Origin of the sequence: Flavisphingomonas formosensis, from assembly GCF_009755815.1 — a bacterium.
Lineage (GTDB): Bacteria > Pseudomonadota > Alphaproteobacteria > Sphingomonadales > Sphingomonadaceae > Flavisphingomonas > Flavisphingomonas formosensis.
This window is the reverse complement of record NZ_WRPK01000001.1, coordinates 1,217,085-1,243,671: the sequence shown is the minus strand read 5'-3', so window position 1 is coordinate 1,243,671 and position 26,587 is coordinate 1,217,085. Positions and strand designations below refer to the sequence as shown.

The following is a 26,587-nucleotide window of genomic DNA, read 5'->3' as shown; positions in this document are numbered from 1 at the left end:
CCCATACTGGCCCGCAGCTATGGCGCTGCTCATCGAGGCCGGACAGATGACAGCATCCGACTACCTGCCAATCCACCCCGATTTACCGCTTGCATCCGAAGGGGCGTCCACAGATGCCGTTCCGCAAACCACCACTTCAAGCCATTCCGGACGAAGCCGTGCGCGCTGACGGGGAAATGTCGGGAAACGCTCAAATCAGTTCGTTTGGTCGAAACTGAGCGGTGCACGATTGTAGACGTAGCAGGTCTCACGTACGGCTCTGATCCGCCTCAATTTAGCACCTTTGAGAGACATTATGGACAACGCGGTGGCATATTGGTCGCAATTGCTCGCGGTGGTGCGGCTAAACCGTTGCTGGGTTCGCGTTGCTTGGCGGGATGGTGATACGACCGACCTGGGGAACTGGGGCATGTCTCTAGGAATACCAGTTGATGGTTATTTGGAGGGACCGGATGGGCCGTGGCCGCTTGGGAACGTCGAATGGGTCGACGTATCGATGAGTTATCTCAAGGGCGGATTGGCGGGATTACCGTTGCAGATTGTCAATGACAGGAAGGGCGAGATACTCTCTGGGCTACGAGCAACACAGCTCGATTGGGAACTGCGTGATACCACTTGGTTGATCGAACGGCAATTTAGCGAAGAAGAGCCCGTTCAGTTGGCCCGCATAGTGAACCCATTCTTTGCCGTCCGGCTTTAGCCACCACGTTGCACAATAGCGGAAGTCCGCAGGATCTTGTATGCGCAGCTTATGCTCGATCCCCGAACATGGACCCTGCTCGATGCCGATACGCTTGCCTTGCAAGCCTTGCGTGCGTCTGGCGAAGATTCCAAAGCCAACCGCACGATCACTGTCCGGTTCAGTGGACGGAACGTCTCGTTGGAGCATTTTCAGCGGGACATGGTTATGACCGGGTGGGAGATCACTCGAATCTCCGCCGATTGCGATGGCTCCTCGATCACTATGGAATGGGTGGGAAAGTCCGATGACGAGGCACTGCGTGAGTTGAGTGAAAGGCTTCGAACCATCGCAAGTTGCTATGGAGTCGTCTACGAAGGTTGGGCGTTTCCGGCAGTCCACGAAGAGCGGTGAACGTCCGTTTGCTACCATTCCAAACCGCGCTCTAACTGCCGGTCGTTATGCCCCGTTAGCGTTGCGCGTCCGCTGGACAGATGCCCGCCAGCACCCGCGTCCGATCCCATTGCAGCTTGTAAATCGCCTGCCCTTGGCGGAGCTGCCAGCAGGACAGGTCCCCCTTCGGTCCCGAGACGACCGCGACCGTCCGGCCATAGCGATCCCGCTCGATCCGCCTGATTCGCATCGTCGGCGCCATCGCCGCGCGTAGGCTATCGGTGGAGGCGAAGGGATCACCCGGTGCGCAGTCGCGATCCTGGCGACAATGTCCCGGCAGTTCGGGCGCATCGATGCCACGCAGCCGGATGCGTTCTCGACCACAGCGAATCGTGTCGCCATCGGTGACGCGGCGGTCTGTGATCGTATCGGGATAGGCGAGTGAAGCGCTGGCGAGGAGCAGGGCAAGCACGGTCGTGATCATTTTCGTGGGCAATCTTTTAAAGGGCGTCAACGGCAAGGCGGCATCATATGAGGGAGCCGCCTCAACCGGTCTCAAGCAGCACCGCGGAAACTCTCCTGGGTCCAATATGCCATCATCGCGGAACCTCCGCGGGCTTTGACGCATGGGGGCCTTGCGATGGCTCGCTTCGAGGCGGTGCGACCGGAATGGGCTTCGAAAAATCTTGGCTCCAGATGTTGGTAACTTGCCCGCTCCGTATCGTGAGAAAAGCGCTGTAGACCGGTGCGCCGCCACAGACCCACGTAATAGCGACCTCGTCCGATGCATAAGACTGCACAGCAGGCAGCCGGTGGCACCTCGCTTCGAGAGCGCGAATCGCGTCCAGACACGTTCCTGAGCGACTCAGCCCAAGATAGGTATCTGCAACAACGGCGGAAATTTCAGGTTTGTCGTTATGAGCAGCGGCTTTCATAAGGCGCTCCGTAAGGCGTGCGGCCGCCTCGGATGCAGGACGGTTGACAGATTGGCCGTTAAAGACGCCCGGCTTGGGCTTGGTGTCGGGTGGCACGCAAGGGCCATATGGTCCTGTGATAACCGCGACGTCGTTGGCTGCTGCCGCCGGCGGCGTACTTTGCATGATGGCTGCCACAACGTAGAGCCAGCCTAGAGTTCGTCTCATGATTTTCCCCCGGTGCGCTCTTTCGCACATACCAACCCCCGATCATCGGCGAGCACTAAAGTTGCTCACCAAAGCATGCATCAAAGATCGCTAGCGCGAGATAGCAGGCTCCACGACGAACGCACGCCGTTGTTCAATGGTGCAGGGGCTAGAGCAGGATAGCTGGGTCCCCGGCGCGGGGCGCCCGCTTGACCCACGGTTCGTTCGTCCGCGTCATCTCGATCAGTTCGTCGGGAAAGCACCGCTCCTGAAAGCCGACGATCTCGTCAAAGTCGCCGTTGAGCCACAGTCCGTACTCCTCGGGCTGAAGCAGCACGGGCATGCGGTCGTGAACGGGGCGGATCGCCTCGTTGCAGTCGGTCATGACCCCGGAATAGACCGGACCCCATTCGTCGCTGACCCGCCAGAGGCCCGCCCATGCGAAGATGGGCTGGTCCTTCACGTTGAACCAGGTCCGGGTCTTTCCGCCCTTTGGCCCCTCCGCCTCGGCAAAGCCAGTAAGCGGAATGAGGCATCGCCATTGCGGTTTGCGCGCCAGCCCGATCCACATGCCCTTACGGAGATCCGCGATATTGTTGACCGGCTTCGGCTTGGCGGTCGGCGACATGGTCTTGAGCCGCAGCGGGAAACCCCACGTCATCGATTGCATGACAGGCGCGCCGTCCTCCTGTCGAACGACCATGCCGGGCGTGCCGGGATAGACCTCCTCGGGTGCGTTCGATCGGATCGGGTTTGCAACGCCGAAATAGGCTGCCACCTCGGCGGCGCTTTTCCTCACGGTGTAGAGGTTGCACATGGGCTCATCCTGCCACGATAGAGGGCGGGCACAGCCGACTCACAGGAGCGCCGTCTGTGGTTTGGCGGACACCGGCAGCCCGCCGCTTTTCCAGACATGCTTCGTTCGCTCCACGCGCATACGCTCCGCATCGATAGGCTTGCCATACTGGAACGCGATCACGTCCTCGATTGATCCATGAAGCCATCGACCGTAATTCGCCGGATCGAGCAGCACCGGCATTCGGTCATTGGTGGGCGGGATTGCGGCATTCGCTTCCATCGTCATGCCGGCAAAGGCTGGTCCAAACTCGCTCGTGACCCGACAGAAGCCGGCCCATGCGGCGATGGGTTGCCCCTCGATCGAAAACCATGTGCGCCGCTTGGATCCCGGCTCGCCTGCAGGGTTGGCGAAATGGGTGAGGACGATCAGGCAGCGATAGCGCGGATCCACTACGACCCTTTCCCACATCGGGTTGGTAAGGTCGGCGACCAGGCCGATGATGCCGCTCTCTTCACGGTGCTCCGGTCCCGGCGCGACTTTGCGAGGGAAGCCCCAGACCATAGAGCGCAGGAGGCGGCGGCCGTCGCGCTCGATAACGACGAGGCCCCTAAGCCCTTCTGTCATCTCCGTAGGAACCTCCAGGCTCGGGGCGGGCTCCGTTCCGAAATGGTTCGCGATGTCGGCGATGGGCGCGGCGATGGTGTAGAGCCTCGACATGCTTCACCTCATGACCGGAACCGGCTGATCATGCGTCTCCATTCCCGCTCGTCCGGAGCCGGAAACTGCGGGCCGGTCTCGTCCTCCTCAACGATCTCGACCTTCGGGCGGATCCTGCCATGGCCTTGCTGGAAACAATTTCCGCACCGAAAACGCAGCGGCACGACCCGCATGCTGTCGTCCCATCGCTTCTGCTGGAACAGCCACCATAGATGGGCGCCATTGTGAATCTTGCTTACGCCGCATCGTGGACAGGTCAGGCGCAGATTCTTGCGATAGAGCGCAACGTGCTGAATGTGCGTCAGGCGGGCGCGGAAGAAACGTTCGGCCGAGTCGTCCATGGATCACGCCGTTCATTCCCGGACCAATTCCGCATCGGGCATCGAAGCGATCAGGTCGGCGGTGCTGATGCCAAAAGCGCGAGCCAGTGCATCGGCTTCGTTCCGCGTGAGACTGTCGCCGCGGTTCATGGCCTCCAGGCGATCTTCCGAAATACCCGTCTGTCGAGCCAACCTCGCGAAGGGAATCGCGTTCTGTCGCTGCCACGCGCCGAACCAATGATCGCCCGTCGCGATGGCACGCGCCACCGGATGTGCCGGCGACCAAATCTCCAGTCTGCGGATGATCGGGCGTTCGCCCTTTCTCCGCACCATCAGTCATCCCAGAGCGGCCAGGCGCCCGGCGCAGCTCTGTTCTCCGGCAATAGGCTGCTGGTGCTGCCACGGCTGCGCAGCTCGTCCAGAATCACTGCGAGGAAGGCGGGATGCTCGCAATCGTAAACGGCTTTCGCGAACCGATCCTCAAGCCACTGGTCGTCCTTGTCGCGCCATGCGTCCGGCGGGCCATCGACGGAGCGCATCACGATGGGCGCCGCGCCGTCTTCAGCCCTTGGGTGATCGATAAGCTTCATGCCGCTCTCCTGTCGGCTGTGCAGGCCCGCCAATGTTCCGACGCAAAGAACGTCGCGCGCCGAAGGGCTTCATCGGCAGTCTGCGCGTGGGCACTCCATTGGAGATGCGCCCCGACCTTCAGGCCGGCCTTCACATCGGCTTCCCATCCGCGTTTCGAGCGGTACACCTTCCACGAATAATCGAACCCGGCGATTTGCTGCGCCATCTCGGCAAGCGGGGCCAATCCGTCCAGCAGGGCCGGGTCAAGCTCGTGGTTCATGGGAAGGAGCCTAGGCGGCGCACTGGCGCGACCACACTGCAGGCGATAGACGCTGCTGCGCCAGCACTGCGTCGATGTTCTCGGGGAGCAGGAGGCTATGGCTGCCGCGGCGGCGCAACTCGTCCTCGATCGCTGCGATCAGCCTGCGGGCCGCACCTCCATAAGCATCATCGCGGTAGCCGCAGACGTTCTCGGCGCCGAGCGCCCACATCTCCTCAAGCGCCTGTTCGGTCGCATCCCGGAGGAAGCCGGAAACCCACGGGCTGAGCGGGTTCAGTCGAGAGAGGTCCGACACGCGCACGTCATCGCGCAGGGAATCTCCATGCTCCATGGCTCTGCTCCAGATTGCATCTCACCGCCAACGCCAGCGGATGAGAACAAACATGGAACACTGAATCTGAGTCGGTCAAGCGCTGGGGGCGAAACGATCGCGCTGTCCCCATTTGGCTCGCGTTGGCCTGCGGACCTCGCGAGAGCGAGCGCCGATCGCGTGATGCGGGCGAGCCTGGTTGACGCAGAGGCCGAGTTGAGCCAGTGGCGCCTTACTGACCGCGGTGCTTCGCAGGAGTGATCCTGCCGCCGGCATCATTCGCGCGGTATACCGAGCAGATTAGTCCTTGCCCGCTCAAAATCATCGGATTTGGTGGAGTTCGGATGCTTTCCCGCGATCATCGCCGATAGCCGCCAACCAAGCGGCATCTGCGGCGGCTGCGTCCTCGTAGAGATGAGTGCCGGCGCGGGTACGGACGATATAGCTCATCACGAAACGGCCTTCGTGCCAGTGCTCGATTCGCACCAGATCAACGCCGTTCGCAGAACGAACGACATGCTCTCGCGATGCCATAGCGACCTCCATGTATCTCTCGAGCAGGGCGCCTGGGTACATTGCTGTCACAAGTAGCGCAAGGCGTCGAGGACGGCGCGACCCCCTCGGGCCGCTCCATCTACGCAGGATCGCATAATGCAGTTCGGCAAGATCTCCCGTCAGCGTCTACAAACAGCCCGATCCGGTATCTGCGCGGCTGAGCAAGCTGTTTTGATCCGTTTTGGCGCAATTGGCGCACGCGCTTTGACTCCCCGGCCGCGCCCGGCCTAGCCTCCGGCGCCTCGGGGGAGGACGCATGCAAAATTCGCACGAACGACAGATTGTTCATTTTCACATGACCGTGAACACCTCACCGGCCGGTCATCTTCCTGATATGGAGCTTATCGCAGCACACCTGATTCAAAGGGTACGGGCCGGCAAGACCATCCAGCCCGTCGAAGCCGAGCGCTATCAGATCGCCATCACACACGCGGAAATCACACCTAAGCCGAACGGGGGCAAGGCTCTGGTGATGCTCTTCACTTTTGCCGATCCAGATGCGGCAGCAGCTGCGAACATACACCTTCCAACCCGAAGAGTGCGCCGCCTTGAAAAACTGCGAGATGAAGCACGCGGCTACTCTGCGCACGTGATTATGGATCTCAGCCCAATGGGACAAAATGACCATACGTATGCCGTGTTGCTTGAGAGCGCGGAACGGCTGGGCAAAACGCGCGTCCGCCAGATGCTCGATTTCCAATTTCGGTCCATTTTCCATGATGCTCGGTTTGTGATCCCAGACGCCGCCGGCAACCCTGTGATGGCCAAACCCCGTATCACGCTCGATACGGTTGCCAGCGAGAAGCTTAGAGCGGCGGCGCGCGGAGAAGCTGAACTGAAGCAACTTAGACTGATCGACGTGTCTCCGCCGAAGGGGTTTGATCCGCCGGCCGGTGCGAAGGTGCGCCGACGAGAGATGTTTCTGACCGTAGACGTTCCAGCCGCAATGGCTCTTGAGGATTTTCTCAAATCGATACAGCCTTGGGCGTTGCAGGAGGGGTTTGAAGACATGTATGTGGTCTGGGAGCGACCGCCGGAAAGTGTGCCGGCCGGGACGCTATCTCGTTCCCAGACCGAGCGAGCTAAGATCGATCTGGCCCAGGCGGATATCGGCGAGACACTGTTCGCCCGGAAGCAATTTGTTAATTTGGCAATACCCCTAGATGATCTATCGACGTCCATCAGCGCTGAGCTGACGCAGGCGATGCTCGCGATGTGGGCTTAGCGTGCCTATATGTGGGAGGGTTCCGATGACACTATTGACGCCTTTCCGCTACATCCTGATTCGCCACCGCGCGAAAGCGCTCTACGATGTTTTTCTTCCACTGGTGTTCGGGGTAGGTCTGAGCGTGCTATTGCTGGCGCTCAAGCGGCCAGTGCCGATCTTTGGAGACAAGGGATATCTCTCGCAACTTCAAACCTTGCTGACGATTCTCGGCGGTTTTTTCATTGCCGCACTGGTCCTGATTACGACAGATGGCGGAAATTCGTTGCTATCCAAGCCGGTGGGTGGCGCATATCCACCTCGCCTTCCCAATGAGCGGGCTCCACTCAGCCGTCGCAGGTTCCTAGGGTATCTTTTCGGCTACCTATCGACCGCCTCGATCGCAATGGTTGCCCTATCCTTGATCGCAAACTTAATCGCGCGTCAGCTTGCCCCTGAGATCACTGACGGCGCTCGGCAGGCTCTTAAGTGGGTGTTCGTGGTTGGCTTCAACGTCTGGCTTGCGCATCTGACCGTCTCGACGTTGCTTGGACTCTTCTATTTCACCGAGCGACTGCAGATGCCCGACCACACGATCGCGCCCGGTGGGACGCCGCCGCAGCCTTGATGGACCTTTGCTGCTTAGCACTCCCGTTCAATCTCGATCCGCGCCGGCACGATTATATAGACCGGTCCGATCTCGCCATCTCGCACGGCCACGCCAGCCTGGATCGCGTCCTTGTGCGCCAGGGCGAGCGTGTCGCGCCACGGGCGCAGCGGCCGGTCAAACTCCATGGCTTAACGATGCAAGCGATCAGGCTACCAGAAACTATTCTCGAGTGAGAAGGGTGACCGCCTCGCCCAAGTGCTTCAATTCGAGCGCCACTGCCTCCAGCCCGCCTGGTTGGCTACCTCCCGCCGCGATGCTTCTGAGCGCCTTTGCTACTCGTTCTTGCCCTCGCGCCAATTCCAATAATGCGAATGCGACGGCAAATTGCCCATCGCCCTTCCGAGCGCGGTCCTCGAAGAGATCCTGAATGTGCTGTTCCGCCATCGTCGTGTCTCCCCTCATCGTCTCGGCCCGTCGAGCAGCGTCGCAGCCGGCTGCATACCCTTCATCAGCAGATCCGCAAATTCCTGACCCAGCTCGCGCCTTCGCTCCATATGCTCGTGCCTGTCGTACGCCGCCGCCACCTTGTTCGGCGGCACATGCGCGAGCATCAGTTCGATCGTCTCCAGGTCGGCCACTCTGCCCGCCTTCCGCGCCCGCGCCTTCATGGTGGTGGAGAAGGTCGCGCGCCAGCCATGGGGTACGTGCCGGCCATGATACCCCACGCGGTTATAGAGATAGCCGATCGCGTTCTCGCTGAGCGGCTGGTGAGCATGGCGCTGGCCGGGAAATACCAGCTTGTTGCGGCCAGTGAGCCGGCGCACGGCGCGCAGGATCTCGACAGCCTGCCAGCAGAGCGGCACCTGGTGTTCGAAGCTCTCTTCCTCCTTCAGGTCCATGATGAGCTTCATCCGCGCGGAGGGTACGCGCCAGATGGGCAGATGCGGCCCGAACTGGCGATCGTCCCAATCGATGCCCTCGACCTCGCTCCACTCCATGCCGCGGACCATCCCCGGCCGGGCCTGCGTCAGCGCGAGGAAGCGCGAAGCGAGCTTCGTGATCGGCGACGCGCCGGACGCTTCGGCTGCGATCAGCACCTCGCGCGCCTGGTCGGGATCCGTAATCGAGGGTTGGCGCGTCTTCTTCGGCATGGGCTGGAGCGCGTCGACCACGACGGCCGCCGGGTCCTTCGTCACCACGCCCTCGGACATCTTCATCCGGTATACGGCCGAGATGCGTTGGCGCAGGCGGCGCGCCGTCTCGATCGATCCCCGCGCCTCGACAGCACGCAGCACCTCCAGCACCATGGGCTCGTCGATCGCGGCCAAGGGCCGTTCGCCCAGCGTCGGGAAGATGTCGCGCTCGAGGCTGATGATCACGTCTTCGGCATGGACAGGCGCCCAGCGCCCTTTCTGCAGCTCATGCCATTCGCGCGCCGCGGCTTCGAACGTCACCTGCTTGGCGATCTCGGCGGCTTCCCGCGCTTTCTCCTCCTGCGCACGTTTCCTGGCGCCGGATGGGTCGATGTGGTCGCGGATTTGCCGCCGGGCGGCGTCGCGCTTTTTGCGTGCCTCGGACAGCTTCACATCGGGGTACGGCCCAAAGGTGAGGAGTTTCTCCTTGCCGCCAAACCGGAACTTCATCCGCCACGACTTGGAGCCGCTCGTGGCGACGTGGAGATAAAGCCCTCCCGAATCTGCAATCTTATATGGCTTGTCCCTCGCCTCGGCCTTCCTCACGGCCGCATCGGTCAACATACCCCGACCTCCATTTCCGCTACCCCAATCCTTACCCCCCGATACCCCCGCATAGGGCGGAACAGATCAGGATCAGTCCGGACAGATCATAGCAAACGGAGAGGCAAAAAACCCCCGAAATCAGGCTATTTTGGAAAATTCTGGAAGGGATCTTGGCGGAGAGGGAGGGATTCGAACCCTCGGAACGCTTGCACGCTCAACGGTTTTCGAGACCGCCCCGATCGACCACTCCGGCACCTCTCCGCGAGACACTGACGCCCGCACGAGAATGCAGGCCAGCCGATGGAGGGCGCGCCTTAGCCGAAGGAATCGCGCTTGCCAAGCCAGTGCTTGTGTTGAACGCAAAGGTCCTTAAATTAAGTCCATGGACACACGCGCCTCCCTCACCGGCCATGCCGGACTGCCCACGGCCCCGCCCATCGCCCATGCGCGATTCGCGATCGGCGACGTGGTGCGCCATCGCCTGTTCGAATTCCGTGGCGTGATTTTCGATGTGGATCCCGTCTTCGCCAACAGCGAAGAATGGTATCAGGCAATTCCAGCGGATGTACGCCCCAGCAAGGATCAACCCTTCTACCATCTTCTCGCCGAGAATGCGGAGAGCAGCTACGTCGCCTATGTCAGCCAGCAGAATCTGGAACCGGACGAAAGCGAGGAGCCGGTCGACCATCCCGCGATTTCGGGAATCTTCGACGGCTTCCACAAGGGGCGCTACATGTTGAGGCGCGAACACCGGCATTGAGCCGGATATTGTTGACAGCCGGGTGACCTTCGCTTATCCGCCCGGCCTTCTTCCGCACGGGGAATCGGGCCGTAAGCCCTGCTTCGTGCGGATCACATAGCTGAAGAAGTGAAGAGGGCCATGTTCGCTATCGTGCGCACGGGCGGCAAGCAGTATCGCGTTGCCGCAGGAGACAAGATCGCCGTCGAGAAGATCGCTGGCGAAGCGGGTGAGACCGTGTCGCTGGGCGACGTGCTGCTCGCAGGCGAAGGCGCCGAGCTGAAGCCGGTCGATGGCCTCGTCGTTTCTGCTGAAATCATCGCGCAGGCGAAGGCCGAGAAGGTCATCGTCTTCAAGAAGCGCCGTCGGCACAATTATCGTCGCCGCAACGGCCATCGCCAGCAGCACACGATCCTGAAGATCGTGTCGATCGGCGCCTGAGCGCAACGCAAGGAGTATAGGCAATGGCACATAAGAAAGCAGGCGGCTCCTCGCGCAACGGTCGCGATTCGGCCGGCCGCCGCCTCGGCGTGAAGAAGTTCGGCGGTCAGGAAGTGATCGGCGGCAACATCATCATCCGCCAGCGCGGCACCAAGGTCTATCCGGGCCGCAACGTCGGCATGGGCAAGGATCACACGCTGTTCGCGCTCACCGAGGGCCGCGTGACCTTCCACGAAGGCAAGCTCGGCCGCAAATATGTGAGCGTCGACGTGCTGGCCGAAGCGGCCGAATAACGGACGGACCGATATGCGGGTCGTCCGGTGGGCGACCCGAAGATCTGCTGCGGCGGATCGAGAGGGAGACGGGGTCGCACCGCCTCCCTTTTTGCTGTCTCCCTTACCATCTTCGCCGTGCGCGAAATTTTTGTCGCACCCATGTAACCCTTTCGGTGCAGGGGCGTTGCACGCGGCGAGAGGGAGGGTTTTTCCATGTTCGCTCGTACCGATCGGCTGCTCCTGCGGCCGGGCTGGTTGGAAGATGCGCCCGCGCTGGCGGCTGCGATCGGCGATGAAGCCGTCGCGAGCAAGCTTGCGCGCGTCCCCCTGCCCTACGGCCTGGCCGAGGCGGAAGCCTATCTGTCGCGGCAGCAAGATCCGTTGCTGCCCGATTTCCTGATCTTCACCCGCACCCGCGGCGCGCCACGCCTGGTGGGCGGCATCGGCCTCTTCCGGGATATCGCCGGCGAGGCCGAGCTCGGTTACTGGATCGCGCGCGATTATTGGGGCCTGGGCTTCGCCACCGAGGCGGGCCGGGCGGTGATCGATCTCGCACGGGACAGCCTGCGCCTGCCGCGCGTCGTCTCAGGCCATTTCATCGACAATCCCGCCTCCGGACGGGTGCTGCGCAAGCTCGGCTTCCGTCCCGTCGGCCGCTATGCCTCGCGTCATAATCTGGCGCGGGACACCATCCTGCCCTGCGCGCTCTATGCGCTCGACACGATGGAGACGGAGGCCAGCCCGCTCGCGGCATAGGGCCTGCGCTGAAAGGCTGGGAAGCCGGTCAGGCCAGCTGCCATTCGTCGCGAACGGTCTCGTCCGGTTCGGCGGCGAAGCGGGCCGGCCTCTCCCGCGCAAAGCGATCGCCATCCAGCCGCGCCAGGGCCCAGATCGCCGCGCCCCGCACCAGCGGCGCGGCGTCGTCAAGGAGGCTCACCAAAGGTTCCACCAGTTCGGCGCGGCCGCTATTGCCCGCCGCAATCGCGGCGTTGCGCACCATCCGGTCGCGACCGATGCGCTTGATCGGCGATCCGGAGAAGATCTGGCGGAAGGCAGCATCGTCGAGCCGCAGCAGATCGTCCAGCCACGGCACGGCAAGCTCGGCGCGCGGCAGGAAGGCGCGGTTTGCGGCGGCGCTGGCAGCGAACTTGTTCCAAGGGCACACCGCCAGGCAATCGTCGCAGCCATAGATGCGGTTGCCGATCGCACCGCGGAATTCGCGCGGGATCGGCCCCTTCAGCTCGATCGTGAGATAGGAGATGCAGCGCCGCGCATCGAGCCGATAGGGCCCTGGAAAGGCTGCGGTCGGGCAAGCCCGCTGACAGGCGTCGCACGATCCGCAGCGGTCCCCGCCGGGCGAATCGGGCTCCAGCGCCAGCGTCGTGTAGATCGCGCCGAGCAACAGCCAACTGCCATGCGCGCGGCTCACCACATTGGTGTGCTTGCCTTGCCAGCCGAGCCCCGCCGCTGCGGCGAGCGGCTTTTCCATCACCGGCGCAGTATCGACGAACACCTTTACGCCGACATCCTCCGCCTGATCGACCAGCCAGCGCGCCAGCGTCTTCAGATTGCGCTTCACGACGTCATGATAGTCGGCACCTTGCGCGTATACGGAGACACGGCCGACGTCACTCGCCCCGGCAAGCCTCATCGGATCCTCCGCGGGCGCATAGCTCATCCCCAGCATGATCACCGATCGCACGTCCGGCCAGAGCGCCTTCGGCGATACGCGCCGGTCCGCCTTTTCCTCCATCCACAACATGTCGCCATGCGCGCCATCGGCGAGCCAGGCGCGCAGCCGGTCGCCCGCAAGGGGAACCGAGTCGGCGCCGGCTATGCCGCAAGCGACGAAACCAAGCGCCGCGGCCTGCGTCTTCAAATCTGTCGTCAACGAGTTGTTGGCCATTATCCGGCTATGGATAGCACAGGATGAACGCCATGGGGTTCGCGCAGTGATGCACGCTTTTGCGATCGAGGCACGGGGGCTGGTGAAGGATTTCGCCGGCAAGCGCGCGGTCGACGGCATCGATCTCGCCGTTCCGGGCGGTGCCATCTACGGCGTGCTTGGCCCCAATGGCGCGGGCAAGACGACCACACTGCGCATGCTGCTCGGCATCATCGATCCCGATGCAGGCACACGCACGCTGCTCGACGAGACGGAGCCGCTGAAGGCGGCACGGCTGGTCGGCTATCTGCCCGAGGAACGCGGCCTCTATCCGGCCATGGCCGCGCGCGAGGCGATCGCGTTCATGGGCGCGCTGCGCGGCCTGCCGCTCGCTGAGGGGCGCCGCCGCGCGGGGGAGCTGCTGGAGGCGCATGGTCTCGGCGATGCCGCAGGCCGCGCCATCCGGACCCTTTCCAAGGGCATGGCGCAGACCGTGCAGCTGCTCGGCACGTTGGTTCACAAACCGCGCCTGATCGTGCTCGACGAGCCCTTTTCCGGCCTCGACGCGCTCAACCAGGGGCGGCTGGAGACACTGATCCGCGCACAGGCGGCGGAAGGCGTGACCGTGCTCTTTTCCACCCACGTCATCGCCCATGCCGAGCGACTGTGCGAGCGGATCGCGATCATCGCCGACGGGCGGGTGCGTTTCGAGGGCGGCGTGCAGGAGGCGCGGGACCGGCTGCGCCCGCAGGTCCGGCTCGGCACCCGCGCCGAAAGCGGGCCCTGGCGCAGCGCGCTGCCGCCGCAGGCGGCGTGCGGCAGCGACGGGCTCTGGCATTTCGAGCTGCCCGATAGCGGCATCGAGCCGCTGCTCAAGGCGCTGATCGACGGCGGCGCCGGCATCGAGACGCTGTCGATCGAACGGCCCGGCCTGCACGACGCCTTCGTCGCGATCGCCGGCGAGGCCGTGGCTGCGAGAATGGACGAGCCGGGGGCGCTGGCCGCATGAATGAACTCATTCGCGCCGCGCTGGTCATCGCCCGGCGGGACTATACCGCCACCGTCTTTTCCAAGACCTTCCTGCTGTTCCTGATCGGGCCGCTATTCCCGATCATCTTCGGCTTCGTCTTCGGATCGATCGGCGCCAATGTCGACAAGACGGCGCGCCCCGTCGTCGCGGTGATCGCGACCGACGGCGAGCGCACCGCGTTGACCGCGGCGCGCAATCGCCTGGCCGATCGGCTCGGCGACGGATCGCTTCCCCTCTTCCGTTTCGTCGCTCCGCAGCGTGACGCCGCTGCGCAGGTACGACACCTGCTCCAGAATGAGGATGACGCGACCGTCGCCGTATTGTCCGGCGGCCTCGACGAACCGGTGCTGGCGGGCCCGCGTGGGGCGATCAACGATCTGGGCGGCGACGTTTCGCTCATACTCGACGATGCGCGCCAGCACCGCCTGCTCGGCAAGGCGGCGCCCGCGCCGGTCGAACTGGCTACGAGGCCGGTGGACCGATCCGCCGGCGACGCCGCGCAGGGCCGCATCCTCACCGCCCGTGTCGGCCAGCTCGTGCTGCTGATGCTCACCATGATCCTGGCGGGCATGCTGCTGTCAAACCTGATCGAGGAAAAATCGAACAAGGTGATCGAGGTGCTGGCTGCCGCTGTGCCAATCGATGCGATCTTCCTCGGCAAGCTGATCGCCATGCTCGGCATGTCGCTGACCGGCATCGCGGTGTGGGGCGGCGTTGCGGCGCTCGGCGCGCTGGCGATCCTGCCCCCCGGTGCGAGCCTGCCCCTGCCCGCGATCGGCTGGCCTATGTTCGTGCTGCTGGGCGTCGTCTATTTCACGGCCAGCTATCTGTTGCTCGGCGCGCTCTTCCTTGGAATCGGCGCGCAGGCGTCCACGGTGCGCGAGGTGCAGACGCTGTCCATGCCCGTCACCATGGGCCAGCTCGTCGTCTTTGCCTTCGCCTCGTCGGCAGTCGGCAATCCGAACAGCCCGATGGCGCTCGCCGCGACGGTCTTCCCCTGGAGCTCGCCTCTCGTGATGCTGGCGCGCGCCGCGCAGTCCGCCATGCTCTGGCCGCATTTGCTGGCGATCCTCTGGCAGGCGCTCTGGGTGGCCGTCATCATCCGGGTGGCCTCGAGGCGATTCCGTGTGAGCGTACTGAAATCGCGGGGCGCGCGGCGGAGCTGGTTCCGCCGCCGCGAATCCGCCCGAGAGGAACGGACATGATCGTCACCACGACCGAGAATATCGTCGGTTACAGGGTGCGCGAAGTGAAGGGGCAATGTTTCGGCGTGGTCGTGCGCAGCCGAGGCCTCGCCGGCAACATCCTCGCCTCGCTGCGCACCATCATCGGCGGCGAGATCAAGGAATATAGCTCTCTGCTGGAGGAAGCCCGCCGCCACGCGATCGACCGGCTCACCGCCAATGCGCGGCTGATGGGCGGCAATGCGGTGGTCATGATGCGCTTCGATTCGTCCGAAATCGGCACGGTGATGACCGAGATCGTGGCTTATGGCACCGCCGTCTGGGTCGAGCCGCTCGAATGATGCTGCGCGTCGCCGCGATCAGCGTCGCCGCGGTGCTTCTCGCTTTCGTCGCGATTCTCTGCGCCATGGGATCGCCGCTGTACGGCCTGCTGATCATGCTCGCGGCGGTCACGCTGCTGCTCGTCTACGAGCGCCGCCGTTACAAGCCGCTCGCAGATCGCCCGCCGTCCGGCTGGCGCCCGACGGGCGAGCGCTTCGTCGATCCGGAAACCAATCAGCCGGTCGAGGTGTGGAACGACCCGGTGACGGGCGAGCGCAGCTATGTGGTGAAGGAACCGGACAAGGGCTGACCGCCGGCCTTCAGGCCGGCGATGCCATGAAACTAGCCGCTCGCTCGCGCCGCATCTCAGTGGACGAAGCGTGCCACCACGTCGCGATAGCTGCGGCTCACCTTCACCTGCGCGCCGGAATCGAGCACCAGGAAGCATTCGCCATTGGTATGCGGCTTCACCTGCTTGACCAGATCGAGGTTGACGATCGTCGAACGGTGGACGCGCTGGAAACGACGCGGATCGAGCCGCTTCTCGAGATCCTTCATCGTCTCGCGCAGGATCAGCGTGTTGTCGCCGGTGTAGATGCACATATAGTCGCCGGCCGCATCGATCCGCTCGATCGTATCGACGTCGACGCGAAAGATCTGACCGCGATCCTTGATGTTGATCAGCTTCTCGAAACGGTTGGCGGCCGGCGCGTCGTCGCCGTCGGGCAGCGAGCCCGCCGCTTCCGGTGCCACTTCGGCGAGCACTTCCTTGAGCCGATTGGCCTCGCCGACGCCGCGCTTCTCGGACAGGCGCTGGCGGACGCGGTCGATCGTGTCGGCCAGCCGGCCCTCGTCGACCGGCTTCATCAGATAGTCCATCGCCTGGGCCTCGAAGGCGCGAATGGCATGATCCTGATAGGCGGTCACGAACACGAACAACGGCGGCTCGACCTCCATCAGACCCTGGATGACCGAGAAGCCGTCGAAGCCGGGCATCTGGATATCGAGGAAGACGAGATCCGGCTTGTGTGTCTTGATGGAACGGATGGCCTCCCGGCCGTTGAGACAGGTATCGATGATTTCGACATCCTCATAAGGCTCGAGGCGGAGCTGCAGACCCTGAATGGCGAGCGGCTCGTCGTCGACGAGGATGGTTCTGATTGTCATGCGGCTTCCCTGGGCTGTTCGGTCTGAAACGGTATTTCGATCATGACGCCGAACCCGCCCCCGCGGTCCGACTGGATTTCGAACCTATGGTCCCCGCCATAGGCCTGGCTGAGCCGGTCCCGTATGTTGGCGAGGCCGACGCCAGTCGAATAATTGGGCCGTACCGGCCCATCGTTCAAGCCCGGGCCGGTATCGGACACGGTGATCTGCACCCGCCCTCCGGCCAACCGCGCCTCTACGGTGATTTCGGCGCCCTCCTCCTTGGGCGTGACGGCATATTTGATCGCATTCTCGACCAGCGGCTGCAGCAGCAGCGAGGGCAGCCGCGCCTGCGATACGGCCGGATCGACCGAAAAGCGCGGCCGCAGCCGATCCTCGAAACGCATCTTCTCGATCTCGAGATACAGCTTCAGCGTCTCCACCTCCTGTGCCAGCGTCACCTGCGCGGTGGGTTCGTTGACCAGAGTATAGCGCAAAAACGACGACAGACGAGAGAGCATCGCATTGGCGCGATCGGTCTGCTTCAGCAGCACCAGCGTCGAGATCGAATTGAGCGTGTTGAACAGGAAGTGCGGATTGAGCTGATAGCGCAGCATCGCGAGCTGCGCGGAGCTCGCCTGGTTCTCTAGCCGCGAAAGCGTGTCGGTCTGCTCCTCCAGCATGAGATAGAAATTTATGCCGTAATAAAGCGCGGACCAGGCAGCCAGCAGCGCGAAATCGAGCAGGATGGCACCGAAGAACTCGATCCCGGACGGCATCGAGCCGGGCCGGTAGAAAGTGGCATGCGCCCACACCTCGATCGTCGAGAAGCCCGCCGATGCCAGCACCAATATCACGATCGAGACGCCCCAGGTGACGACCGGCTTCTGCCGGATCAACCTGCGGAAGGCCGCGGCCATCAGCAGCGTCATCGAATAACCCGTCGCGGTGGTGAGCGCGGTCGGCACGACGTAGAGCAGGCCCATCGCGTTCGCGAGGCCGCCCAGCGTCCGCAGGACGAAATAGCCGCTCCACCCCGCGGACTGAAGGATCCAGAAGGCGCGGTTCTTGTCCGCAAAGAAAGGTTGCGCGCGAGGGCCGACGGTTGCCATGCCCGCAGGTCTAGAGGATTTCATCGCCGCGATGAAGCGCCCCCGGCCTATTCGGCATCCGCGGGGTGATAGGTGAGCGCGATGCCCCAGCGATCGAGCACCAGCGCGCCGTCCCGGATACGCACCGGCTCCGCCTTGAAATCGGCGCGGCCAAGATCGTTGGGCTCGAACCGGAACAGCATGAGATTACCCTTTGCCAAGTCCACTGGAAAGGCCTCGGACGCGACGCCGAACACCCGGATACCCAACTTCACCGACTGCGACCTGGTTCCCGGCTTGGCGAACAGGGCATAGCCATTCTCGTCGGTCGCCGTCGCCTGCACCGTCCCGTCAGCCGCGGTCAGTGCCACGTCGACGCGCCCGATCGGCTTGCCGTCGGGCCCCGCGACGCGGATCTTCAACGCCTTTTCGGGATCGGGCACGGCTGCGTCGAGCGAAAAGCGCGGTGGCGTCACCACAGGCTCGGTGGTCAGCAGCACCGTATCGCCCTGCCGCTTCCAACTCCCCGTCGCATTCTCGTCCAGCGCGCCATAACTCAGATACCATTGGAAACGGCCGTCCGGCTTCAGCATCAGCTCGGACGCGACCTCCGGCTGCGACGTGAAATAGCCGCCGGCTATGTCGGATGGCGTCTCGGCGAGCGCCGGTGCCGCCAGCAGCAATTGCAGCCCCGCAAGACAGGAAGAGAAGCGTCTCATGGCAGGACCATGCCCGCAGGTTCCGCAGCCCGCAATTGCGCGGCGCGAAATTATCCATTTGTCGCCTCCGCGATTCTCGGTGAAGCTGTGTCCGCGATCACAGGAGGCCGCGCCAGGGGGAGATAGAGAATAGGCCTCCGCGTCGTCGTGTAGCGTTGGATGGCGCGGAGACTTTCGTCAAATGGGGAACTGACATGGCGATGAACGCCGCCGAACTGGCAACGCTGCTTCCTGCGAACTCCGTATTCGCGGCCTGCGACATGAAGGAACTGGAAGACCTGCTGGCTCATGGCAGCGTCCATCCTATCCGGGCGCGCGAGACCATCCTGCGCCAGGGAGAGGATGGCGATGCGCTCGTGATCCTGCTGGAAGGCATCGTCCGCATCTCGATGGTGGCCGCGAACGGCCGCGAGATCATCCTCGATTATGCCGAGCCGGGCGCAGTGCTGGGCGAGATCGCGCTGCTCGACGGGCTGCCGCGCACCGCGTCGGCGACCGCGCTGTGGAACGGCCGCATGCTCCGCCTCAGCCGCCCGGCGTTCGAGCAGTTTCTGGAGCGCCACCCCAAGATGGCGCTGCGCATGATGCGCGAGATGGCGCGCCGCCTGCGCGAGACCGACGCGACGATCGAGAGCGACCGCGCCTTCGCGACCGGACCACGCCTCGCGCGCTACATCAAGCGGCTGACCGAAACCAAGGCGGAGGGCGAAAAGCTGACCCACGGGATCAGCCAGAGCGAGCTCGGCAGCTTCGTCGGCATCAGCCGTGAGCATATCAACCGGCAGCTCTCCGCCTGGGCGGGCGCCGGGGTGATCGCGCTGGAACAGGGCCGGATCCGGATCCTGGACAGCGACTATCTAAACCAGATCGCCGAGAGCGCCGACTGAACGACTATCGAGCGGCGACGGGCAAAAAGCGTCGATCGGAACGGATCGTGGCGGATTTCTCCCTTCCGGCTTGACTCGGGAGCACGCCCCGCATAGGGGCACCGCTTCCAACGAAACAGCATTAACAGACAAGGCAGGCGTCCGAAGCCATGAAGATCCGCAACTCGCTCAAGTCGCTCAAGGGGCGCCATCGCGACAACCGCGTGATCCGTCGGCGCGGCCGCACCTATGTGATCAACAAGACGAACCGCCGCTTCAAGGCGCGCCAGGGCTGATCCAGCCGTTGCGCGCCGTCGTCTTCGACGTCGGCAACGTCCTGTATGACTGGGATCCGCGCTATCTCTATGCGCCCCTGATCCCGGATCGATCCTCGCTCGACCGCTTCCTGGCGACCGTGGTCACCAAGGAATGGCATTTCCAGCACGATGCTGGGCGGCCGTTCGCGGAGACGAGCGCCGAGCTGTCCGCGCTTCATCCCGAGCATCGCGACCTGATCGCGCTGTGGGGCCCGCGATTTGCCGATACCATCGGCGGGCCGCTGCCCGGCATGGTCGAGATCGTCGAGGCGCTGGATGCAGCGGGCGTGCCGTTATACGCGATCACGAATTTCTCCGAGGAATTCTGGACGCCGTTCCGCGCGAACGAGGCGGCAATGTTCGACCGCTTCCGCGACATCGTCGTTTCGGGCACCGAGCGCATGGTGAAGCCGGACGCGGCGATCTTCGATCTTGCCATGCGCCGCTTCGGTCTCGGCGCCGGCGAAGCGCTGTTCATCGACGATCGGCAGGACAATGTCGAAGCGGCCGAGCGCGCGGGCCTCGTCGGCCATCATTTCCAGGACGCGCCGACCCTGCGCCGCACCCTGGAACGCGCCGGCCTGCTCTGAACGCCGCCTCGCGCCCAAACCAGGTCACGCCTGCCGCTCATCCCGACATCCGTAGAATCCCTTATGACCGCCGATGCTCCGGACGCGTAGAGACGGCGCATCTACGCAATTCTCCTTACGCGCGAGGAGTCCGGGATTTTACAGCATAAGGGAAATGGCTATCGTACCGCTCGAATGACGGCCGGCCCCGCTCAGCGCGGGACGAAGCCGGCAGGCTGGAGGGCGTCAGCCTTGGACAGGGATATGACGCGGCCCTTGGCGGCCGCGATCGGCATGGCAGTCGCGCTCGTGCTGCTCACCGCGGGTCTCCGCCTGGCGCTCGCGCCGCTGCTCGGCACGCACGCCGCCTTCTCCCCTTTCACCCTCGCCATCCTCGCGGCCGCGGTGTGGAACGGCACGCCAGCCGCGCTGGCCGCGACGCTGGTCGCGCTGCTGGCAGGATCCTGGTTCGCCGGCATTCGCGACGCCACACCCTCGGCGCTGCTCGAGGGCGGCATCTTCCTCGCCACCTGCGGCGCCATCATGCTGGTCGGCCATAGCGTCCGCCGATCGCGTCTCGCAATGGAAGCCAGCGATCGCGGTGCCGCACTGCGCGCCGCGTCGGCCGACCAGATCGCCGAGGAACTGAACCTGCTGATCGACGGCACTCAGGGCCACGCCATCTATCTGCTCGATCCCACCGGCCATGTGACCATCTGGAACAAGGGGGCCGAACGGCTGAAGGGTTGGCGCGAGGAAGAAGTGATCGGGCGCCACGCCGCATTATTCTATCCGGCGGACGCCGTTACGGCAGGCAAGCCGCAGGCGGATCTGGCCCGCGCCGCGGCCGAGGGCCGGCTGGAGGAAGAGGATTGGCGGCTGCGCAAGGACGGCTCCGAATTCCTTGCCAGCATCGCGATCACGGCGTTGCGCGATTCCGAGGGCGGGCTGCGCGGCTTTGCCAAGATCGTCTCCGACATCACCGACCGGCGCGCCGCCGAGGATGCGCTTCGGGCGAGCGAAAGTCATTTGCGCTCGATCCTGTCCACCGTGCCGGACGCGATGATCGTGATCGACGAAGAGGGAGTCATCCTGTCGTTCAGCGCCGCAGCGGAGCGGCTTTTCGGCTACCGGGCGGCGGAGATACGCGGCCGCAACGTCAGCGCCCTGATGCCCTCGCCCGATCGCGAGCGCCACGACGGTTATATTCGCCGCTATCTGGAGACCGGCGAGAAACGGATCATCGGCATCGGCCGGGTGGTGTTCGCGGCGCGCAAGGACGGCACGACCTTTCCCATGGAGCTTTCGATCGGCGAAGCCACCGGCGGCGGGCAGCGCGTCTTCACCGGCTTCATCCGCGACATCACCGAGCGCCAGCGGACCGAAAGGCGGCTGGAGACGCTGCAATCGGAGCTGATCCACGTCTCCCGCCTCAGCGCGATGGGCACCATGGCCTCCACCCTCGCCCATGAACTCAACCAGCCGATCACTGCCGTCACCAACTATGTCGAGGCCGTACGCGACCTCCTCGGCGCGCCCGATCCCGATGATCTGCCGATGATCCGCGAAGCGCTGGACGATACCGCGAAAGAAGCGCTGCGGGCGGGCCATATCGTGCGCCGGCTGCGCGATTTCGTCGCGCGGGGCGAGGTCGAAAAGACGATCGAGAAGCTGCCGGCGCTGGTCAACGAGGCGGCGGTGCTCGGCCTGCTCGGCGCTCGGGAAAAGGGCGTCGAGCCGGTCTTCGATCTCGATCCCTATGCATCGCCGGTGCTGGTCGATCGGGTGCAGATCCAGCAGGTGCTGATCAACCTGATCCGCAACGCGGTGGAAGCGATGGCGAACAGCGAGAAACGCAAGCTGCTCGTCGCGACGCAGCCGGATGCGCCAGGCTATGTGCGTGTAACCGTCGCCGACACGGGCGCCGGCGTCGCGCCCGAACTCGCCTCACAACTCTTCAGCGCCTTCGTGAGCAGCAAATCCGAAGGCATGGGCCTTGGCCTCTCGATCTGCCGCACGATCGTCGAGGCGCATGGCGGCCGCATCTGGACGGAGCCGCGGCCGGGCGGCGGCACGCAATTTCATTTTACCCTCGTTCGCGCGGAGGCGGAGAGCAGCCATGACGACTAAGCGACTGATCCACATCGTCGACGACGAAGAAGCGATCCGTCGCTCGGCAAGCTTCATGCTGAAGACGTCGGGCTTTGCGGTGGAGACCTGGCCTTCGGGCACCGCCTTTCTGAAGGAGGCGCGCAGCGCGGAGCCGGGCTGCGTGCTGCTCGATATCCGCATGCCGGAGATGGACGGGCTGGAGGTGCAGCAGGCCATGGCGGAACGCGGCGTCGCCCTGCCGGTCATCATCCTCACCGGCCATGGCGACGTCGGGATCGCGGTACGCGCGATGAAGGCGGGCGCCGTCGATTTCCTCGAGAAACCGTTCGAGAAGGCGCAACTGCTCGCTGCCATCGATGCCGCATTCGATCGACTGCAGGCAGCGGACAAGCAGGCGGCCCGGGCTGCCGATGCGACCGTGCTCCTCGGCGCGCTTACACCGCGCGAGCGCGACGTGCTGGACGGGCTCGCCCGCGGCCTGCCGAACAAGACGATCGCCTATGATCTCGGCATCTCGCCCCGCACCGTGGAAGTGCATCGCGCCAATCTGATGCAGAAGCTGGAGGTGCGCAGTCTTTCGGACGCGCTGCGCATCGCCTTCGCAGCCGGGCTGGGTGCCTGATGGTGCCGGATTCATCGGGATGTTTACGTAGCGACAGCCAGGGCCGTCACTGCCAGAAACCCTGCCTTGACCATCGCGGCTGAAATCAACCGACCATGAACAACGCACAAGGCACGCCCCTCGCCAGTGGCACGCGGCCGAAGCTATTGCTCGTCGAGGACGATCCCGCGGTGCGGCGCTCGCTGCAATTGCTCTTACAGGCGCGCGGCTTCGATGTGCGCTCCTATGCGGCCGGCGCGTCGTTGCTGGCCGACGCCAACGCCCTGGATGCCGCCTGCTTCATTACCGATTATCGAATCGACGATCTCGACGGCCTCGCTCTGCTGCGCAGCCTGCGCGATCGCGGCTGGACGGGCCCGGCGATCCTGATCACCGCCTTTCCCTCGCCCCAGCTTGCCGCGCAGGCGGAGGCCGTGGGCTTCCAGGCCGTGATCGACAAGCCTTTCCGCGAACATCTGATCTCGGACACGGTGCTGCAGGCGATCGCCGCCGCGACAGCCTGACACCAAGGCTTGCCGAGACTGGTCCATCGAGCCTTGATATGCGCCCGCGTGGCGGCTGAGCGAAATCAGTCCGGATGCCTCAGCATATTCGAGATTGCGTATGAGCATCCGTATTAGTGCGGATGGAGGGCATCGCCCCTCACGCCTAGACCGGCAATATTGTCGATGAAGGGAGATGCCGCCATGCCGATTTTTGTCGGACAACCGGGCCTGCCAGTCCGCGCCACCAACGGCCGTCTCGGCCAAGGCGGGATCGACCGTGCGGCGATCGGCCTGTGCGGCCTGGCCATCATCGCCATCGCCTCGTTCCTCTATCCGCTGATCGGCTGAGCGCCCGGCCGTTACGACAGGAGACGATCATGACGACGATGCGTGCTGCCGTGCTTCGTGCCTTCGGCGCTCCGCTTGCCATCGAGGAGCGCCCCATCCCCGTGCCCGGGCCAGGCGAAGTGCTCGTCCGCGTGGTGGCGAGCGGCGTGTGCCACACCGATCTGCACGCGGTGAACGGCGATTGGCCGGTGAAGCCCGCATTGCCGCTGGTGCCCGGCCATGAGGCGGTCGGCCATGTCGCGGCGCTGGGCAGCGGCGTGACGACGCTCAAGGAAGGCGACCCCGTGGGCGTGCCGTGGCTGCACGATGCCTGCGGCGGCTGCGAATATTGTGAGACCGGCTGGGAAACGCTGTGCGATCATCAGCATAATACGGGCTACGGGGTCGACGGCGGCTATGCCGATTATGTGCTGGCGCCCGCCGCCTATGTCGGCCGCCTGCCGGAACGGCCGGATTTCGTCGCCATGGCACCGATCCTCTGCGCCGGCGTGACCACCTATAAGGGCCTCAAGGAAACCGAGGCCCGACCGGGCGAATGGGTGGCGATTTCGGGCATCGGCGGGCTCGGCCACGTCGCGATTCAATATGCGAAGGCGATGGGCCTGCACGTCGCCGCGATCGACGTCGCCGAGGACAAGCTCGCACTTGCCCGGCAGCTCGGCGCGGACGTCGCGATCGACGCCCGCGAAGCCGACGCGGCCGAGCGCGTGCGACGCGAGACCGGCGGCGGCGCGCACGGCGTGCTCGTCACCGCCCCATCCCCGCCCGCTTTCCAGCAGGCTATCGGGATGGTCCGCAAGCGCGGCACCGTCGCGCTCGTCGGCCTGCCGGCAGGCAGCTTCCCGCTGCCGATCTTCGACATCGTGCTGAAGCGGATCACGGTGCGCGGATCGATCGTCGGCACGCGCCGCGATCTCGACGAGGCGCTCGCCTTCGCGGCCGAGGGCCACATCCGTACCCAGGTGACGACCGCACCGCTGGAGAATGTGAACGCCGTGCTGCAACTCCTGGCCGATGGTCGGGTGGAAGGCCGCGTCGTATTGTCGCTCTGAGCCAAGGCGATCGCCCGACGCGGCGGCAAGGATTGCGGGTCGGTTTGCCGGCTCGCTTTTTCATGCGTCGGTGAGATGCCCCTCCCGGCAGGCTACCGGATCGACACATCGGTTCGGTCACGTTTTTCCGGCGTCCTGCCAGCGAAGGCTGGCATGACTTTCGAAGGGCAGTCGGGTGGCGGTGCAGCGCGACCCTAGCCTCCGCCAGCGTGCCGCAGAAAGAACGAGCTCCAAATCGACGATGTGAGCCCCCAAAAAAAGGGGAGCCTGGCCTAAGGGGTAAGCCAGGCTCCCGAGGAGCGGAGGCCACCTGCCGGAGAGGAGCCAAGGCAGATAGCAAGCCTTTTGTGCATCTACCGGAAAAAAGTATCTATTGGGGAAATCCCGTATCCCGCTCAATAAGATTCATTGGTAGCCAAAAATAAATTCCCAAGCATATAATTATTATTTCGCTCGCTATCTATTAATATATCGAGAATGATATCAACGATGATTGGAATATATCTTCAATATTGAAGAGCACGCCGATTATTCTGCCCAGCTGGGCAACATTTTCTCTCGCTCGTAACGACAAGAAAAATGCGGATCAGGCGGGGACCGTCGCCGGCCGATTGACCATCGCACCTGCCATCGCCCGCAATCGGGCTATCATCTCGGCGCCGAGCTCGGCATCGATCGCCGCCTCGGCTGACAGGGCATGTTCCATCGCCTCGACCCACAGGCCGGCCGTTTCCGGCGAGATCGCAAGTCGGCGATGCAGGGAGAGGATGCAGGGCGTGCGCGCCTGCTCGAACCAGTCGGCGGGGCCGCCCATCCAGGCAGCAAGATAGGCGGCGAGCGATCGGCGGACGGGATCGAGGTCGCTCTCGTGCAGCGCACGCAGCGGCGCGAAACGGGCATCCTGTTCGATCCGGTCATAGAAGCGATCGGCGAGGCGAGCGAGCGTGGCACCGCCGCCGGCACGATCGAAAGGCGTGATTGGCATTCATGGTCTCCGCGGCGGCACGCCGGCGATGGCATGCCGCTCGGCAGCCATGGTCGCAGCGTCACGCGCAGACATCCTTGACGCCGGTCAATGCATTCGGCGCTAAACAGCGCCGGCCGTCAGGCCCATTGCAGGGTTGGCCAGCCCCGCAGATGCGCGATGGCGCGCAGCTTGCTGGTCGGGTTGACCGCGATCGGCTCGTCCACGCTTTCGAACAGCGGCAGATCCGATGCATCGTCGGAATAGAAGCGGATGTGTATGCGGCTGCGATCAAGCCCCTGCGCGGCGAGATAGGCCAGCACCCGATCGCGCTTCGCCTTGCCGTAACAATTTTCGCCTGACAGCTTCGGCCGCAGGCAATCGCCGGTCCAGTCGCTTTCGGTGCCGACCACATCGTCCACGCCCAGCCGGGCCGCGATGGCACGGAGATAGAAGCAGTTGGCGGCGCTCGCCACGATCACGCGCGCGCCGCGCGCCTGTTCCCGCCGGATCTGCGTCAGCGCATCGGCGCGCACCTCCTTCGCAACGACACGGTCGGCGAAATCGTCCGAGAGGCGCTGCACCGCGGCACGGTCCAGCGTTCCGCCGATCATGCAGTGATGCATGAACTGCTTGAGCCCTTGCCGTGACAGCAGCCCCAGCTTGTAGCCTCCCATTGCGCCGATCACGGCCGGCACCATCAGCAGGCGCCAGGGCGCGCGCTTGCGGGCAGCGGCTATGAGGAAGGGAGACCAGGTCCCTCGCCGGGTTATCGTCCGGTCGAGATCGAAGACGGCGACGGAGACTGGCGCGGGGGCAGCGCACAGGGCCGGCGTCTCTTCGAAGAAGCGCGTATCCGCTTCCTCGCAATGCAGGACATAACTGCCATCGTCGACCATATCGTCTCCCTCCCGCTGTCCTGACGTCAGGACAGCTGTCGGACCGCAGTCGTCGTTCAACATTTTTGTGACGCTTCCGGATGCATCGGCGAGGATTCTTTTCGGCAGGACGCCCTTTTCGACTGTGGTGCCGCATCGGCGGTGCCGTCTCTGTGCCGCCCGTCGCGAGAATGCGGGCGGTCGGGGGGTTATGGCGGCTTCATCGCTGATCTGCGCAACTTGGTT

The 26,587-nt window shown here is 64.1% G+C and carries 38 protein-coding genes and 1 tRNA gene; 20 read left to right on the top strand and 19 right to left on the bottom strand.

Features of this window, described 5'->3' with window-relative positions:
* Positions 1–295: 295 nt before the first annotated feature.
* Both GQY20_RS06125 and GQY20_RS06120 read left to right on the top strand, forming a co-directional pair.
* The gene (locus GQY20_RS06125) at positions 296–700 is read left to right on the top strand and encodes a hypothetical protein (protein ID WP_157216082.1); all 405 of its coding nucleotides are present in this window, start codon (positions 296–298) and stop codon (positions 698–700) included.
* Between the two features lie 51 nt (positions 701–751).
* A complete protein-coding gene (locus GQY20_RS06120) occupies positions 752–1,093 on the top strand; it encodes a ribonuclease E inhibitor RraB (RefSeq protein WP_157216081.1) in 342 nt (113 codons plus the stop codon).
* Positions 1,094–1,148: 55 nt separating this feature from the next.
* On the opposite strand, the gene GQY20_RS06115 is transcribed toward GQY20_RS06120, so the two are convergent.
* The 9 genes from GQY20_RS06115 to GQY20_RS06075 all read right to left on the bottom strand — a co-directional run bounded on the left by GQY20_RS06115 (position 1,149) and on the right by GQY20_RS06075 (position 5,723).
* Positions 1,149–1,556 (bottom strand): thermonuclease family protein, encoded by a 408-nt coding sequence (locus tag GQY20_RS06115; protein ID WP_232475899.1) that lies wholly within the window; start codon positions 1,554–1,556, stop codon positions 1,149–1,151.
* 806 nt (positions 1,557–2,362) lie between these two features.
* Positions 2,363–3,010 carry an SOS response-associated peptidase gene (locus GQY20_RS06110; RefSeq protein WP_157216080.1) on the bottom strand — a complete coding sequence of 216 codons (648 nt, stop codon included), beginning with the start codon at positions 3,008–3,010 and terminating at the stop codon, positions 2,363–2,365.
* A gap of 39 nt (positions 3,011–3,049) precedes the next feature.
* On the bottom strand, positions 3,050–3,709 hold the full coding sequence (locus tag GQY20_RS06105) for an SOS response-associated peptidase family protein (protein WP_157216079.1): 660 nt from the start codon (positions 3,707–3,709) through the stop codon (positions 3,050–3,052).
* Between the two features lie 8 nt (positions 3,710–3,717).
* Positions 3,718–4,050: a hypothetical protein gene (locus GQY20_RS06100; RefSeq protein WP_157216078.1), complete on the bottom strand. Its 333-nt coding sequence runs from the start codon at positions 4,048–4,050 to the stop codon at positions 3,718–3,720.
* 12 nt (positions 4,051–4,062) lie between these two features.
* Positions 4,063–4,359, bottom strand: coding sequence for a helix-turn-helix domain-containing protein (locus tag GQY20_RS06095; RefSeq protein ID WP_198350842.1), 297 nt, complete (start codon positions 4,357–4,359; stop codon positions 4,063–4,065).
* 2 nt (positions 4,360–4,361) lie between these two features.
* Positions 4,362–4,619 (bottom strand): hypothetical protein, encoded by a 258-nt coding sequence (locus tag GQY20_RS06090; protein WP_157216076.1) that lies wholly within the window; start codon positions 4,617–4,619, stop codon positions 4,362–4,364.
* On the bottom strand, positions 4,616–4,879 hold the full coding sequence (locus tag GQY20_RS06085; protein WP_157216075.1) for a hypothetical protein: 264 nt from the start codon (positions 4,877–4,879) through the stop codon (positions 4,616–4,618). The genes GQY20_RS06090 and GQY20_RS06085 overlap by 4 nt, the downstream gene beginning before the upstream one ends.
* Before the next feature lie 10 nt (positions 4,880–4,889).
* Positions 4,890–5,210 (bottom strand): hypothetical protein, encoded by a 321-nt coding sequence (locus GQY20_RS06080; RefSeq protein ID WP_157216074.1) that lies wholly within the window; start codon positions 5,208–5,210, stop codon positions 4,890–4,892.
* A 300-nt stretch (positions 5,211–5,510) separates the two neighbouring features.
* On the bottom strand, positions 5,511–5,723 hold the full coding sequence (locus GQY20_RS06075) for a hypothetical protein (RefSeq protein WP_157216073.1): 213 nt from the start codon (positions 5,721–5,723) through the stop codon (positions 5,511–5,513).
* 277 nt (positions 5,724–6,000) lie between these two features.
* On the opposite strand from GQY20_RS06075, the gene GQY20_RS06070 reads away from it, so the two are divergent.
* Together GQY20_RS06070 and GQY20_RS06065 are read left to right on the top strand one after the other, a co-directional pair.
* Positions 6,001–6,969 (top strand): hypothetical protein, encoded by a 969-nt coding sequence (locus GQY20_RS06070; protein ID WP_157216072.1) that lies wholly within the window; start codon positions 6,001–6,003, stop codon positions 6,967–6,969.
* A 25-nt stretch (positions 6,970–6,994) separates the two neighbouring features.
* The gene (locus tag GQY20_RS06065) at positions 6,995–7,576 is read left to right on the top strand and encodes a hypothetical protein (RefSeq protein ID WP_157216071.1); all 582 of its coding nucleotides are present in this window, start codon (positions 6,995–6,997) and stop codon (positions 7,574–7,576) included.
* A gap of 14 nt (positions 7,577–7,590) precedes the next feature.
* Here the strand turns inward: GQY20_RS06065 and GQY20_RS06060 are convergent, their stop codons facing one another.
* The 4 genes from GQY20_RS06060 to GQY20_RS06045 all read right to left on the bottom strand — a co-directional run bounded on the left by GQY20_RS06060 (position 7,591) and on the right by GQY20_RS06045 (position 9,558).
* On the bottom strand, positions 7,591–7,743 hold the full coding sequence (locus tag GQY20_RS06060) for a hypothetical protein (protein ID WP_157216070.1): 153 nt from the start codon (positions 7,741–7,743) through the stop codon (positions 7,591–7,593).
* A 34-nt stretch (positions 7,744–7,777) separates the two neighbouring features.
* Positions 7,778–8,002 (bottom strand): hypothetical protein, encoded by a 225-nt coding sequence (locus GQY20_RS06055; RefSeq protein WP_157216069.1) that lies wholly within the window; start codon positions 8,000–8,002, stop codon positions 7,778–7,780.
* A gap of 14 nt (positions 8,003–8,016) precedes the next feature.
* A complete protein-coding gene (locus GQY20_RS06050; protein WP_157216068.1) occupies positions 8,017–9,315 on the bottom strand; it encodes a tyrosine-type recombinase/integrase in 1,299 nt (432 codons plus the stop codon).
* A gap of 153 nt (positions 9,316–9,468) precedes the next feature.
* Positions 9,469–9,558 (bottom strand) — tRNA-Ser (locus GQY20_RS06045).
* A gap of 121 nt (positions 9,559–9,679) precedes the next feature.
* Here GQY20_RS06045 and hspQ point away from each other — a divergent pair.
* From hspQ to GQY20_RS06025, 4 genes are all read left to right on the top strand, one after another.
* Positions 9,680–10,057, top strand: coding sequence for a heat shock protein HspQ (gene hspQ, locus GQY20_RS06040; RefSeq protein ID WP_157216067.1), 378 nt, complete (start codon positions 9,680–9,682; stop codon positions 10,055–10,057).
* Positions 10,058–10,177: 120 nt separating this feature from the next.
* Complete coding sequence (rplU, locus tag GQY20_RS06035; protein ID WP_157216066.1) at positions 10,178–10,477, top strand: 50S ribosomal protein L21; 300 nt, start codon at positions 10,178–10,180, stop codon at positions 10,475–10,477.
* A gap of 23 nt (positions 10,478–10,500) precedes the next feature.
* A complete protein-coding gene (rpmA, locus tag GQY20_RS06030; protein WP_157216065.1) occupies positions 10,501–10,770 on the top strand; it encodes a 50S ribosomal protein L27 in 270 nt (89 codons plus the stop codon).
* A 195-nt stretch (positions 10,771–10,965) separates the two neighbouring features.
* Positions 10,966–11,508, top strand: a complete 543-nt coding sequence (locus tag GQY20_RS06025; RefSeq protein ID WP_157216064.1) for a GNAT family N-acetyltransferase — start codon at positions 10,966–10,968, stop codon at positions 11,506–11,508.
* A gap of 28 nt (positions 11,509–11,536) precedes the next feature.
* Here GQY20_RS06025 and queG read toward each other — a convergent pair whose 3' ends face one another.
* Entirely contained in the window at positions 11,537–12,658 is a 1,122-nt protein-coding gene (queG, locus tag GQY20_RS06020; RefSeq protein ID WP_157216063.1) for a tRNA epoxyqueuosine(34) reductase QueG, read from the bottom strand.
* Between the two features lie 49 nt (positions 12,659–12,707).
* Between queG and GQY20_RS06015 the strand changes: the two genes are divergently transcribed.
* The 4 genes from GQY20_RS06015 to GQY20_RS06000 are packed head-to-tail and all read left to right on the top strand — an operon-like array spanning position 12,708 to position 15,482.
* A complete protein-coding gene (locus GQY20_RS06015) occupies positions 12,708–13,646 on the top strand; it encodes an ABC transporter ATP-binding protein (protein ID WP_157216195.1) in 939 nt (312 codons plus the stop codon).
* Positions 13,643–14,872 carry an ABC transporter permease gene (locus GQY20_RS06010; RefSeq protein ID WP_157216062.1) on the top strand — a complete coding sequence of 410 codons (1,230 nt, stop codon included), beginning with the start codon at positions 13,643–13,645 and terminating at the stop codon, positions 14,870–14,872. Before GQY20_RS06015 ends, GQY20_RS06010 begins: the two co-directional genes overlap by 4 nt.
* Positions 14,869–15,192, top strand: coding sequence for a heavy metal-binding domain-containing protein (locus tag GQY20_RS06005; protein ID WP_157216061.1), 324 nt, complete (start codon positions 14,869–14,871; stop codon positions 15,190–15,192). Before GQY20_RS06010 ends, GQY20_RS06005 begins: the two co-directional genes overlap by 4 nt.
* Positions 15,189–15,482 (top strand): hypothetical protein, encoded by a 294-nt coding sequence (locus GQY20_RS06000; protein WP_157216060.1) that lies wholly within the window; start codon positions 15,189–15,191, stop codon positions 15,480–15,482. Before GQY20_RS06005 ends, GQY20_RS06000 begins: the two co-directional genes overlap by 4 nt.
* Positions 15,483–15,538: 56 nt before the next feature.
* Here the strand turns inward: GQY20_RS06000 and GQY20_RS05995 are convergent, their stop codons facing one another.
* Genes GQY20_RS05995 through GQY20_RS05985 form a run of 3 tightly spaced genes read right to left on the bottom strand, consistent with a single transcriptional unit; the run spans position 15,539 to position 18,128 of the window.
* Positions 15,539–16,339 carry a LytR/AlgR family response regulator transcription factor gene (locus tag GQY20_RS05995; protein WP_157216059.1) on the bottom strand — a complete coding sequence of 267 codons (801 nt, stop codon included), beginning with the start codon at positions 16,337–16,339 and terminating at the stop codon, positions 15,539–15,541.
* Positions 16,336–17,430 (bottom strand): sensor histidine kinase, encoded by a 1,095-nt coding sequence (locus GQY20_RS05990; protein ID WP_157216058.1) that lies wholly within the window; start codon positions 17,428–17,430, stop codon positions 16,336–16,338. Before GQY20_RS05990 ends, GQY20_RS05995 begins: the two co-directional genes overlap by 4 nt.
* A 47-nt stretch (positions 17,431–17,477) precedes the next feature.
* Entirely contained in the window at positions 17,478–18,128 is a 651-nt protein-coding gene (locus tag GQY20_RS05985) for a hypothetical protein (RefSeq protein WP_157216057.1), read from the bottom strand.
* Positions 18,129–18,322: 194 nt separating this feature from the next.
* Here GQY20_RS05985 and GQY20_RS05980 point away from each other — a divergent pair, with 194 nt between their 5' ends.
* The 8 genes from GQY20_RS05980 (at position 18,323) to GQY20_RS05945 (ending at position 24,499) form a co-directional block, all read left to right on the top strand.
* Positions 18,323–19,015 (top strand): Crp/Fnr family transcriptional regulator, encoded by a 693-nt coding sequence (locus GQY20_RS05980; RefSeq protein ID WP_332836077.1) that lies wholly within the window; start codon positions 18,323–18,325, stop codon positions 19,013–19,015.
* A gap of 149 nt (positions 19,016–19,164) precedes the next feature.
* Complete coding sequence (gene ykgO, locus GQY20_RS05975) at positions 19,165–19,290, top strand: type B 50S ribosomal protein L36 (protein ID WP_004210176.1); 126 nt, start codon at positions 19,165–19,167, stop codon at positions 19,288–19,290.
* Positions 19,290–19,901: an HAD family hydrolase gene (locus GQY20_RS05970; RefSeq protein WP_157216193.1), complete on the top strand. Its 612-nt coding sequence runs from the start codon at positions 19,290–19,292 to the stop codon at positions 19,899–19,901. The genes ykgO and GQY20_RS05970 overlap by 1 nt, the downstream gene beginning before the upstream one ends.
* Before the next feature lie 243 nt (positions 19,902–20,144).
* Positions 20,145–22,010 carry a PAS domain-containing sensor histidine kinase gene (locus GQY20_RS05965; protein ID WP_157216056.1) on the top strand — a complete coding sequence of 622 codons (1,866 nt, stop codon included), beginning with the start codon at positions 20,145–20,147 and terminating at the stop codon, positions 22,008–22,010.
* Positions 22,000–22,614: a response regulator transcription factor gene (locus GQY20_RS05960; RefSeq protein ID WP_157216055.1), complete on the top strand. Its 615-nt coding sequence runs from the start codon at positions 22,000–22,002 to the stop codon at positions 22,612–22,614. Before GQY20_RS05965 ends, GQY20_RS05960 begins: the two co-directional genes overlap by 11 nt.
* Before the next feature lie 95 nt (positions 22,615–22,709).
* On the top strand, positions 22,710–23,117 hold the full coding sequence (locus GQY20_RS05955) for a response regulator (protein WP_157216054.1): 408 nt from the start codon (positions 22,710–22,712) through the stop codon (positions 23,115–23,117).
* Positions 23,118–23,300: 183 nt separating this feature from the next.
* The gene (locus tag GQY20_RS05950; RefSeq protein WP_157216053.1) at positions 23,301–23,447 is read left to right on the top strand and encodes a hypothetical protein; all 147 of its coding nucleotides are present in this window, start codon (positions 23,301–23,303) and stop codon (positions 23,445–23,447) included.
* 26 nt (positions 23,448–23,473) lie between these two features.
* On the top strand, positions 23,474–24,499 hold the full coding sequence (locus tag GQY20_RS05945) for a zinc-dependent alcohol dehydrogenase (protein ID WP_157216192.1): 1,026 nt from the start codon (positions 23,474–23,476) through the stop codon (positions 24,497–24,499).
* Positions 24,500–25,085: 586 nt separating this feature from the next.
* Here GQY20_RS05945 and GQY20_RS05940 read toward each other — a convergent pair.
* Entirely contained in the window at positions 25,086–25,484 is a 399-nt protein-coding gene (locus GQY20_RS05940; protein ID WP_157216052.1) for a globin domain-containing protein, read from the bottom strand.
* 119 nt (positions 25,485–25,603) lie between these two features.
* Complete coding sequence (locus GQY20_RS05935; RefSeq protein WP_157216051.1) at positions 25,604–26,362, bottom strand: HAD family hydrolase; 759 nt, start codon at positions 26,360–26,362, stop codon at positions 25,604–25,606.
* Positions 26,363–26,587 lie beyond the last annotated feature (225 nt).